This is a genomic window from Acinetobacter sp. YH12201, assembly GCF_013418145.1.
In the GTDB taxonomy this organism is placed as follows: Bacteria; Pseudomonadota; Gammaproteobacteria; order Pseudomonadales; family Moraxellaceae; genus Acinetobacter.
In genome coordinates, this window is sequence record NZ_VPCP01000086.1 from 1 (window position 1) to 12051 (window position 12051).

At 45.6% G+C, this 12051-nt stretch carries 8 protein-coding genes; 5 read left to right on the forward strand and 3 right to left on the reverse strand.

Going from position 1 to position 12051, the window contains the following annotated elements:
• Positions 1 to 158: 158 nt before the first annotated feature.
• Complete coding sequence (locus FTU91_RS13800; protein ID WP_086196507.1) at positions 159 to 1874, reverse strand: cation acetate symporter; 1716 nt, start codon at positions 1872 to 1874, stop codon at positions 159 to 161.
• 4 nt (positions 1875 to 1878) lie between these two features.
• Positions 1879 to 2208: a DUF485 domain-containing protein gene (locus FTU91_RS13805; RefSeq protein WP_086196508.1), complete on the reverse strand. Its 330-nt coding sequence runs from the start codon at positions 2206 to 2208 to the stop codon at positions 1879 to 1881.
• Between the two features lie 182 nt (positions 2209 to 2390).
• Here FTU91_RS13805 and FTU91_RS13810 point away from each other — a divergent pair, with 182 nt between their 5' ends.
• Together FTU91_RS13810 and FTU91_RS13815 are read left to right on the forward strand one after the other, a co-directional pair.
• A complete protein-coding gene (locus FTU91_RS13810; RefSeq protein WP_180082512.1) occupies positions 2391 to 5882 on the forward strand; it encodes a PAS domain-containing hybrid sensor histidine kinase/response regulator in 3492 nt (1163 codons plus the stop codon).
• 425 nt (positions 5883 to 6307) lie between these two features.
• Positions 6308 to 7075 (forward strand): hypothetical protein, encoded by a 768-nt coding sequence (locus tag FTU91_RS13815; protein WP_180082513.1) that lies wholly within the window; start codon positions 6308 to 6310, stop codon positions 7073 to 7075.
• A gap of 95 nt (positions 7076 to 7170) precedes the next feature.
• On the opposite strand, the gene FTU91_RS13820 is transcribed toward FTU91_RS13815, so the two are convergent.
• Complete coding sequence (locus tag FTU91_RS13820) at positions 7171 to 7821, reverse strand: response regulator transcription factor (protein ID WP_086196617.1); 651 nt, start codon at positions 7819 to 7821, stop codon at positions 7171 to 7173.
• Positions 7822 to 8197: 376 nt separating this feature from the next.
• Here FTU91_RS13820 and msuE point away from each other — a divergent pair, with 376 nt between their 5' ends.
• The 3 genes from msuE (at position 8198) to FTU91_RS13835 (ending at position 11722) form a co-directional block, all read left to right on the forward strand.
• Positions 8198 to 8932 (forward strand): FMN reductase, encoded by a 735-nt coding sequence (gene msuE, locus FTU91_RS13825; RefSeq protein WP_086196511.1) that lies wholly within the window; start codon positions 8198 to 8200, stop codon positions 8930 to 8932.
• A 35-nt stretch (positions 8933 to 8967) separates the two neighbouring features.
• The gene (gene sfnG, locus FTU91_RS13830) at positions 8968 to 10074 is read left to right on the forward strand and encodes a dimethylsulfone monooxygenase SfnG (protein ID WP_180082515.1); all 1107 of its coding nucleotides are present in this window, start codon (positions 8968 to 8970) and stop codon (positions 10072 to 10074) included.
• A 232-nt stretch (positions 10075 to 10306) separates the two neighbouring features.
• Positions 10307 to 11722, forward strand: coding sequence for a sorbosone dehydrogenase family protein (locus FTU91_RS13835; RefSeq protein ID WP_180082517.1), 1416 nt, complete (start codon positions 10307 to 10309; stop codon positions 11720 to 11722).
• Positions 11723 to 12051 lie beyond the last annotated feature (329 nt).

The window sequence follows — 12051 nt, forward strand, 5'->3', positions numbered from 1 at the left end:
TAATTCAAGTGAATTTGTTTGAAAGAAGAACTTTAAAAGCTTTATTTTCACCCGATAAAATACCCATAAAACAAGAGGAAGCTCAAATGAGCTTCCTCTTGTGAAAAATTGTGGGACAGCAATGCCCTGAATGGGGCTTTTTTTAAAGTAACTGTATCTTAGTGATCTGATGCACCAGAGATACCAATACCTGTTTGTGAACGTACATACTGTGCATCGAAAGCTTTACGTTCTGCATGCGCACGTGCCGAACTGTCAGTCACAGAGAATAACCAGCAGCATAGGAACGATAATGGCATTGCAAAGATTGCTGGACCATTGAATGGGTTGATTGGTGTCTCAGAAACACCCAAAGTATCTACCCAAACCGCTTTAGACAGTACAATTAGAGTTACTGCAGCAACAAGACCTGCAACACCGCCAGCTACTGCACCACGAGTGGTCAAGCCTTTCCAGAACATTGACAGTACCAGTACCGGGAAGTTCGCACATGCAGCAACCGAGAATGCGAGACCTACCATGAAGGCAACGTTTTGTTTCTCGAACAGGATACCTAAAATCATCGCAAAGATCGCAAGACCTAGAGTTGCAATTTTAGACATACGTAGTTCAGATTCAGGTGTAGTTTGGCCTTTCTTGAATACGTTTGCATACAAGTCGTGTGAAATTGCTGAAGCACCAGACAATGTCAAACCAGCGACCACCGCAAGAATCGTTGCGAATGCTACTGCTGAAATGAAGCCCATGAACAAGTCACCGCCAACAGCATCAGCCAAGTGAACCGCAGCCATGTTGTTACCACCAACAAGTTCTAGCTTGCCAGTTACAGCCATTTTCGCCACATCAATGAATTGCGGGTTGTTTGATACGTAAAGGATCGCACCGAAACCAATGATGAAAGTTAAAAGATAGAAGTAACCGATGAAACCTGTAGCCACAACCACTGATTTACGTGCTTCTTTAGCATCTTTTACGGTAAAGAAACGCATCAGGATATGTGGAAGACCAGCAGTACCAAACATCAATGCCAGACCCAAAGAAATCGCATCAATCGGGTTCGCTGCCAGTTTACCTGGGCCCATGATATTGCCTGCTTCTGCAAGGCTGATTTCATGTACTTTAGAGAATACCTGAATCGATTGTTCAAACATGTTGGTGAAGCTGAAGCCCACGCCTTTCATTACCATGAAAGCCATGAAAGTTGCACCTGAAAGTAACATCACCGCTTTGATGATCTGTACCCAAGTGGTTGCCAGCATACCACCGAAGATTACGTAAGCCATCATCAAAAGGCCCACAATCACGACAGCAATGTTGTAGTTCAGACCAAATAATAATTTGATCAGCTGACCTGCACCTACCATCTGAGCAATCAGATAAAAGGCAACAACAACCAAAGAGCTAAGAGCTGCCAAAGTACGTACCGGTTTTTCTTCCAGACGGAATGAAACCACGTCAGACAAGTTGAATTTACCCAGGTTACGTAAACGCTCTGCGACCAGGAACAATACGATTGGCCAGCCCACCATGAAACCTAGTGAGTAAAGCAAACCGTCAAAGCCTGAGCTGAATACCATTGCGGAAATACCCAGGAATGATGCTGCTGACATATAGTCACCGGCAATCGCCAGACCATTCTGGAAACCTGAGATACCGCCACCCGCAGTATAGAAATCTGCAGTACTGGTGGTTTGTCTTGCTGCCCATTTGGTAATCAGCAAGGTGAAGCCCACGAAAATCGCGAACATAATAATTGCATGCCAGTTGGTTGCTTGCTGTTCAGCAGCACCCAAATCTGGACTAGCCATTGCCATACCTGACATCAGTAGCGTAGAAGCAGCAACTGCTTTCGCTTTCAATGAATTCCATTTCATCTAATTACTGTCCTTTCTCATTCGCAATTGCTGCAACTTCTCGCATCGCTTCTTCATTTAATGCATCCAGTTTATTGTTTGCAATATACGAATAAACACCACATAAAATGAAAGACAATACAATAATGCTCAAGCCGAGCGGCATACCCAAAGTGGTAACGCCGCCGCCAACCGAACTCATTAAGAATTCTTTGTTATAACCAACTAAAAGCATAAAGCCGACATACACAATCAACATGATGATTGTTAATGTCCAACTTAATCTGCTTTTTCTGCTGACCATTTCTTTAAATTTGGGATTCTGTAGAATACGTTCTACATGTGCCTCATCCATAATCATGCTCCTGTGTGCACCCAGCCATAGGTGATTTTTTTAATTCGAATTATTTCGTTATCTAACTTAACAATCTTATTAGGTTCTTGTAATTACTACTTTGGTGTTAAATTTTGATCAATTAAAGCGGCAAGATTACTAGATAGGTTATTATTACGACATAAATTTATGCTGTAGGCAATATGAATAGTTGGCTCATTATCGGCGTGCTCGCCCTTTATATCGCGTTACTCTTTATCTGTGCATTTTTTGGTGAAAAACACGCCAGTCGCCTAAGTACCCGCGGTCGCATGTTTCTCTTTAGTCTAACCTTAGGGGTATATTGCTCATCCTGGACATTTTACGGTGCAACCGGGGCTGCGGTGCGTGAAGGCATTATCTTCCTGCCCATTTACCTTGGGCCCCTGATTTTTGTCGGTGTGGGTTATGATATCTGGCGCCGTTTGGGACGTGTGCGGCAGCATCATGCCATTTCTTCCATTGCAGATTTTGTGGCTGCACGTTATGGCAAAAGCGGCCCTCTGGCATCTTTGGTCACCATTCTGGCAGTCATCGCGATTATTCCCTATTTAGCCTTGCAGCTCAGAGCCATCGCTTTGAGTGCTGCTGTAGTGTTGCAACAGAATACCGGCATACAAAGCACCACCAATAGTGTGCTGTTTTTGACTGGAATTTTAGCCATTCTGGCCATGCTGTTCGGTACCCGACAAATTGCCAATACCGAACAGCATGGCGGTTTAATGCTAGCCGTGGCATTTGAGTCTTTTGTCAAACTGTTTGCCCTGCTGTGTGTGGCCCTGTTCTTTGTCTTTGATGCCCCCGAAAACCTGGGGCAAATTTCCACGGATGTCGCAGAAACCTTTAAACAGGTTCAGCTGTTTGGTGTTCCCGAAACGTTCTGGGTGCAAACCTTACTCGCAGCCTTGGCGATTATCTGCTTACCACGACAATTCCATGTCGCGGTGGTTGAACTGCGGGATGAAAAACATATTCGCGGTGCACGTCGCTGGTTTGCCACTTATCTGATTCTGACCACAGTGGCGATTATTCCAATTGCCAGCTGGGCCTTGCATGCTGCACCACATTTTCTTGCGATTCCTGATGTCGCTGTACTGTCCTTGCCGCTCAGTTATGATCAGGAGTGGTTGACACTTTTGGCTTTCCTGGGTGGTTTTTCTGCTTCTACGGGAATGCTGTTGGTCTCTTCAGTCGCCTTGTCGATTATGCTCAGTAATGACCTGATTATGCCTGCCTTATGGCGTACCGGCATACTTTCGCGTCATGACAAACGTCTGCCTCTGGTGCTGAAATTTACCCGCCGGGTGTGTATTTTAGCGGTCATGTTGCTGGGTTTCCTGTTTTTCCATTTCTTTAATGACATCGACCAGCTTTCAGTATTTGGCTTGCTGGCCTTCAGTGCCGTGGCACAATTTGCTCCAGCCTTGATTGGTGGTCTGTACTGGCGTGGTGGCAGTAAACAGGGCGTATATGCAGGTCTGATTGCCGGTTTTGTCATGTGGGCCTATACCTTGCTGTTGCCTACCGTACTGCGCAGCCTGCCTGCTGAATACAGCCATTTTAGCCAGCTGTTCCTGCTTGCAGGACCTTTAGGCATGGACTGGTTACGCCCCGAAGCGCTGTTTGGTTTTCAGTCTTTTGCTCCCCTCACCCATGGCGTGACCTGGGCATTGGGTCTGAATATCGTGCTGTATGTGTGGGTGTCACGAATTTTCCGTCCCAGTATTGCCGAGCAAATTCAGGCGGAAAGTTTCTTCTATTATGAAACCAAACCTTTGCCGACCCACAATGCCTCAAGTGAAATCAATTACTCTCACCAGGATGTTGCCCGCCTGAAAGTGGGCGATTTAATTACCTTGGCCAAAAGGATTACCGGTGAAGGACCGGCCACTCATGCCTTTCAGCAGTTCTGTGCGCAAAACAACGTGATCCTGAATGAAAACAGCAATGCCAATGGCATGTGGTGGCGTTTTACAGAACAGTATCTGGCCGGAACCATTGGTGCTGCTTCGGCGCGTACCCTGCTCACCACCGCGATGGTGAATAATGGTCTGGCACTCGGTCAGGTCGCCAATATTCTGGATCAGGCCTCACAATGGCAACGCTTTAACCAGAACCTGATCATGACCATGATTGACCATATGACCCAGGGGGTCAGCGTAGTCGATGAAAACATGTGTCTGGTGGCCTGGAACAATCAATACCTTAAACTTTTTGATTATCCTAAAGATATTGTCTATGTCGGCTGTCCGATTGCCGACCTGATCCGTTATAACGCCGAGCGCGGTGAATGCGGGCCGGGTTCGGTCGAAGAACACGTGCGCAAACGGATTCACTGGATGGCCATGGGCAGTGCGCATGAATTTGAACGGATCCGTAAAGATGGCCGCGTCATCCAGATGCGCGGTAATCCGATTGAAGGCGGCGGCTTCGTCACCACCTTTGCCGATATTACCGCTTTCCGTGAAAATGAGGCCGTACTTGAAGCGCGGGTACAAGACCGCACCCAACAGCTGGCCGATGCACTTTCCGAGCAGCAACTCGCCCGTGAACAGGCTGACCGTGCCAACATGTCCAAGAGCCGTTTCATTGCAGCAGCCAGTCACGACCTGTTGCAGCCAATGCATGCCGCACGCCTGTTCAGTACCGCTTTAGAACAAAGCGTACAGTCAGATGAAGACCGTAAAACCCTGCAACAGCTGGACCGTGCCTTGCATGGTGCGGAAAGCATGCTGTCTGCCCTGCTGGACATTGCCCGTCTCGAAGGTGGTACCATCCAGCCGAAACGTCAGCCTTATCCCTTACATGACCTGTTAAGTGATCTGGAACTGCAATTTAAATCTATTGCTGCACAACGTGGCATTAAATTCAGCGTGCATGATGCACAGTTCTGGATCGACACCGATCCACAGTGGATTCGCCGGATTATTCAAAACTTTGTCAGCAATGCCCTGCGCTATACCGCTAAAGGCAAGGTTGTGGTGGGGGTACTTCGCTCTAGCGAAAAACCACGCCATATCCGGATTGGGGTTTGGGATACCGGCCCCGGGATTGCCGAAGAACAGCGCATTAAACTATTTCAGGAATTTGAACGCTGTGGCCATACTTCGCCTTGGGGCGAGCAAGGACTGGGACTGGGCCTGGCGATTGTGCAGCGTATGACCAGCCTGCTGGACTATCCGGTACATGTCTATTCTGAATATGGCAAGGGCTCTTGTTTTATGATTGAAGTGCCAATCGTGGATGCGCCTAAAGTCGTGGCAGCACCAGTACAGGCCACCCCGCTGAAAAGCAAGGCCTACAAGATTCTATGCCTGGACAATGATGAAACCATTCTGGAAGGGATGACGACCTTACTGACCAAATGGGGTTATCAGGTCTTTAAAGCCACTGAACCCGAACAGGCCCTAGAGCTGATCCAGCAAGAAAACATTCAGGTCTGGCTGGTCGATCAGCACCTGAACAACAATAAAATTGGTCTGGATTTCATTTTGGCCAACCGTCAGGAACAGGTTCCTGTGGCACTGATTACCGCAGATTCCGATCCTGAACTGCCACAGCATTTGAAAGATCTCAATATTGTGCTGCTGAAAAAACCGTTAAAACCGGCATCGCTACGTTCCTGGTTATCAGGCTTAAAAATTTCCGGTTCTTAAGCATTTTTTTCAGAAATCACTACAGATCAAACGCCCATTTCATGTATGTGAAATGGGCGTTTTCATTACATAAAAACACCCTCTATTAACCTCACTGGCAATTTATTTTTCATTTTAGGCAAAACTGCTCAATTTCTTTATTTTGGCTGCCGCTTTATTGACCAAAAAATTCAATGTCATATTTCCTATGGCAAAGATGATCAAAATTTAAATATACATTTGTATAATTAGTTACAATTTTTCAAGTTGTTATTATTAAAAATATTTTTACAGTAAAAATCCATTATATAACTTTAGTCGTATTTCGTTTGCAGTCAGCCAAGCTCATATATGAGAGTAATCAATGGTCAGTTTAATCTGTCTATCAGACTGCCTCAAAACACGGCCCACGAAACTGATCATCATAGAAAATACAGGAGTTGAAGATGAACATTTCTGAAGCCGGAAGTTATGGCATAGATCAATCGCAACAATTTTATCGTCAATATGGGGCCAATGCCCTGTTACCCGAAATTCAATGGACCGAACTATTTAAACCCAGTCACTTAAAGGACTCTCATATTCAAGCCTTGGATACCTTGTATCAAAGTGCTGTCCCGCTTGCCTTACAGGTCTTCGATGAGTTGAATTTTGATGTCTTTAGCCCGGCAGCCTATAAACCGCAAGGTTTGGGTTTATTTGATCGCCTCGCTGAACAGGAAGACAAACTGATTCAGTCTTTAGCAGCCGAGGCTAAAGACTTGACAGAGACTGTACGTCACCAGATTTGGAGCATGCTATTGCGTGGTGGTGCGGTGCTGGTGTTTAAGGCATGGCTTGGAAAAGTAAAAACCGATCAGAATCTGCTCGATACCACCCAGTTTGATGAACTCTCTGATCTGCTGTTTATTAAAACCCCACCACTGGAATTGGCAAAGCATTTAGGGATCAATGCCCATGCCAATGAAGATCATATTTTTCTGCTGTATGGCAGTGATGTCTATTTAGACCGCTTCAACAGTCTGGAAACGGCAGCTTTATTTGTCGATTTAGGCGTGTATGATGCCGCCTTTTTAAGTTTGCGCGATGATAGCGTGGCTGAATATCTGAAAGAGAAAGCCTACGTCTCTCAAGAGCAAATTGATGATCTGCAATGTGCACTGAATCCTTTATTTTGCACAGACAGCACTCCCAGACAAAGCTGTGTCGCCTGATCTAAAGCGCTAAATGCTTTAACATTCAAAGGCATTGCTCACAAAAAAAGGCACTTGATCAAGTGCCTTTTTCGTTGAATGCTGTATTCAGCAGATTACATTTTCTTTTCTTCAATATTCAGGGCACTGATGGCCAATACGGCCTGAGTACGGTTTTGCACATTCAGTTTGCGGAAAATGGCAGTGACATGGGCCTTGATGGTCGCTTCGGAAACATCCAGCTCATAAGCAATCTGTTTATTCAGCAAACCTTCCGCCACCATCATCAATACACGGAATTGTTGCGGTGTAAGTGACTGAATACGTTCTGCCAGTGCAGTTTCATCCGCTGCACGCGGGTCAAAATTCATGTTGGCAGGTAAATTTGGCGGTAACCAGATTTCTCCTTCCAGTACCTGACGGATCGCTTCACCAATATGGCTTGGATGCGCAGATTTCGGAATATAACCCATTGCACCATGGGCTATGGCACGTTGAATAATTGACACTTCTTCATGTGCAGACACCACAATAATCGGAATGGAGGGATATTGTGCACGAACATGCACCAAAGCCGAAAAGCCCGAAGCTCCCGGCAAATTGAGATCCAGTAAAACCAAATCTGGTTCCGGCCCATTATCTAAGCGTTCATAAAACTCATTTACTGCAGCTGTTTCCTGAATTTGCGCTTGCGGCAAGCTGTAACGAACGGCTTGAATCAAGGCATGACGAAACAGTGGATGATCATCAACGATTAAAATATTCATAAGCAGCATGAAAGATCTTGTGCACATTAAGAGCTATTCTAACCACACTAGTGCTATTAAGGATATGCAATGAATAACTTTTTTCATCTGATATGAGATTATTTTCTCAAAAATCCCCTTTTTTCAAGGTTTTTCGCAAAATCATCAAACCTAATCATATTTTGATATAAATTTTATCGGCCAATTTAAAATACTTATCAATAAGCAATATAAATATATAAATCAACGTACTAAATCATATAAAAGCACATTTTGGTGACTTTTTCCTTTATATCTCAAAATCAGATAACTTTTCTTGATTTGCTTATTTTACAGAATATGCCTGCTGTTGATTAATAAAGCTATTCCAAGATTTTATGTTTTAGGTTATCCCCAAATGTCTATTTTAAATGCACAAAAACCGTTGAATATTGTTGCTGTATCAGGCGGCTTAAACAATCCTTCTAAAACCGAGGCACTGGTACAAGCTATTATTGATGAACTCGGTGAAGCAACCCCCATTCATGTTCACTTTATCAAATTTAGTGAAATCGGTTCTTTACTGGGCGGTGCCATTTACCGTAACCAGTTGCCACAACGTGTACAGGATGATCTGGCCGCAGTTGAAGCAGCAGATGCGCTGATTGTCGGCACACCAGTTTACCGTGCTTCATTCACCGGACTTTTCAAGCACTTCTTTGACTTTGTAGAACAGACGGCACTGGTCGATGTACCGGTATTGCTGGCAGCTTCAGGGGGTAGCGAGCGTCATGCCTTGGTGCTTGAACATCAGTTGCGTCCATTGTTCAGCTTCTTCCAGGCACAAACCTTACCGATTGGTGTTTATGCAACAGACCGTGACTTTACCCCTGAATATACCATTCACAGTGAACTGCTGCGTGACCGCATTACCCTCGCAGTAGCACGTGCATTGCCAATTCTTGAATGGGCTCCTGCCAAAGGCCAGCGTGCTGAAGTGGTCAAAGAGAAATCTCAGCTAGCCAACCAGAATCTGGGTATCAACAAGCAAATTGAACAGGAAGAAGTCCTTCCTTCTGCTGCAGTGCCAAGCCTGGATGCTGCCGAAGCGCGCCTGCACAGCAAAAAAGCACCAAAGTCACAAGTCGCTTAAGAGCGCTAAAAAATTACATCCTGAGGGTATACAGAATGTCGATACAAGATAAGAACATTACATTTGCTTACTGGGTGCCAAACGTCAGTGGCGGTTTGGTGGTCAGCGATATTGAACAGCGTACGGACTGGAGTTATGACTATAACGTCCGTCTGGCGCAAGCTGCGGAAAAAAGCGGCTTTGACTATGCCTTAACCCAAATCCGTTTTACTGCCGGTTATAACGCAGAAAACCAGCATGAATCGGTCAGCTTCAGCCATGGCATCCTGGCCAAAACTGAAAAGCTCAAAGTGATTGCTGCAATTTTGCCAGGTCCGTGGAAACCGGCACTTGCTGCAAAGCAATTGGCAACCATTGACCACCTGACCAATGGGCGTATTGCCATTAACGTGGTCAGTGGCTGGTTCCGTGGCGAATTTGATGCGATTGGCGAAGAATGGCCTGAACATGACCAGCGTTATGCACGTTCAGAAGAATTTATCCGTAGCCTTAAAGGTATCTGGACGCAGGATCATTTCAGTTTTGATGGTCAATACTATCAATTCAAAGATTACACCCTCAGTCCAAAACCGCTACAAAAACCGCATATTGAAATTTTTCAAGGCGGTAGCTCACGTGCAGCGCGTGATATGGCATCGCGTGTATCGGACTGGTACTTTACCAACGGCAACACAGTGGAAGAGCTGAAAAAGCAGATTGATGATATTCGTGAAAAAGCCAAAACCAATAACCATGCCGTGAAAATTGGAGTCAATGCCTTCATTATTGCCCGTGATACTGAAGAAGAAGCCCAAGCTGTTCTTCAGGAAATTGTGGCCAAAGCTAATGTCCAGGCAGTGAAATCTTTTGGAGATGCCACCCGTGAAGCGGGTGCTGCAACAGCAGAGGGTGAAGGTAACTGGGCAAAATCGACTTTTGAAGATTTGGTGCAGTATAACGATGGCTTTAAAACCAATTTGATTGGCACGCCGCAGCAAATTGCAGAACGTATTGTTGAACTGAAAGCAGTCGGTGTGGACTTGATTTTGTCTGGCTTCTTGCATTTCATTGAAGAAGTGGAATATTTCGGACAAAAAGTATTGCCATTGGTTCGTGAACTGGAAGCGCAACAGCTATCCGTTGTGACCGCCAAGTCCGCTTAAGCTGAATGATTAAGCGACAGTTGATGAACTAAAAAACAATAATCAAAGGCATCTCCAATCTTCCCTCAAGACTCGGCTTGAGGGATTTTTTTGCTTATGAAGCAGAGCTACCTTCGCTCAAACCGAACGCAATAACCAATCGGCAACCAGAAAAAACAAGAACAGCATGGTGACTGCCGCAACGAAATTTTAAAGTAAGGCGATAGCGGCAAAAAATAAGCTGGAAATAAAGATGTCTGCTCAATTCTTACTGCCCCTTGCGGGTGCTGCCATTGTACTGGCATTCACCGGATGTGCCTCGCCATCCAGGTCTCCAATTTCAGACAGTTATGGTCCATACCCTCATCTGCCTGAACCCAAATCAAGTCTGTTTCCTACAGTGAATATCGCACCGGCCAAAGGCTGGCCTGCCGGCACGATGCCCACCCCGGCTTCGGGTTTGAAAGTTCAGGCCTTTGCCAAAGAACTGCAACATCCGCGCTGGCTGTATGTATTGCCAAATGGCGATGTGCTGGTGGCTGAAACCGATGCACCGCTCAAGCCTGATGACAGCAAGGGCATTAGAAGCAAAATCATGAAGCTGCTGATGAAACGTGCCGGATCATCGCATCAGAGTGCCAACCGTATTAGCCTGCTGCGTGATCGTAATGGCGATGGTGTGGCTGATCAAAAAACCATATTTCTACAAAATCTGAACTCTCCGTTTGGCATGGCGCTGGTCGGCAATACGCTTTACGTAGCCAATACGGATGCCTTAATACGATTTCCTTATCAAAAAGGTGCAACTCAAATTACCGCAAGCGGCAGCAAAGTCCTGGATTTACCCGGTGGTCCCCTAAACCATCATTGGACCAAAAATGTCATTGCCAACCCTGCGGGCAGCAAACTCTATATTACCGTAGGTTCAAACAGTAACGTGGCTGAAAATGGCTTAGACCAGGAAACTGGCCGGGCATTAATTATGGAATTTGATATTGCCAGTGGCAAAACACGGCCCTTTGCCACAGGACTGCGGAATCCTAATGGAATGGACTGGCAACCGCAGAGTGGCATGCTCTGGACAGTCGTGAATGAACGCGATGAAATTGGCAATGATCTGGTGCCCGATTACCTGACCTCAGTCAAGGATGGTGCTTTTTATGGCTGGCCCTATAGTTATTATGGCCAACATGTAGACACGCGGGTCAAACCTCAAAACCCTGAACTGGTCACACGTGCGATTAAGCCAGATTACGCTCTGGGTAACCATATGGCTTCCTTAGGCCTGACATTTTATACGGCTCAATTAATGCCGCAATATCGCAGTGGTGCGCTGATTGGCCAGCATGGCTCATGGAACCGTAAACCGCATAGCGGCTATAAGGTTATTTTTGTGCCCTTTCAAAATGGCCAACCTTCGGGTATGCCTCAAGATGTATTAAGTGGTTTTTTAAATGATCAAGGTGAGGCACTTGGACGGCCGGTTGGCGTAGCAGTTGATCGTTTCGGAGCGATATTGGTCGCTGATGATGTGGGCAATATGGTTTGGCGCGTATCGCCCATCGGGACAATGATGGATAACCGGCCAGTCAATAAAACGATTAGCCCTGCTTCTGCGAGTCAACAGCCTGTAAGTTCACCACCTACCGTAGAACAAGCAGCAAAGTAATTGTGGCTGAATCAAATGATATAAAAATAGCCCGACATCCTGTCGGGCTTTTTCGTATGGGGTAGTTAAGCATGACTCCTGTCTTGCTTCACGATCCTGGTGTATGAACGTTTGATTGTTGTTTTATGTTCCGGAACATCCTGTTCCTGTATGAAAGAGGTGGTCCCACTTGTTTGAACAACTAAAAGCGTATTTATAAGTAATATTCCGCTCTAGTTAAGCCACCTTGTTTTGTTGGGGTAGCTGATCATAGTAAAACTCATTTGGTGTCATTTTGTCTAGACTCGAATGAGGTCGTTTCAGATTATAAAACTCAAAATATGCACTCA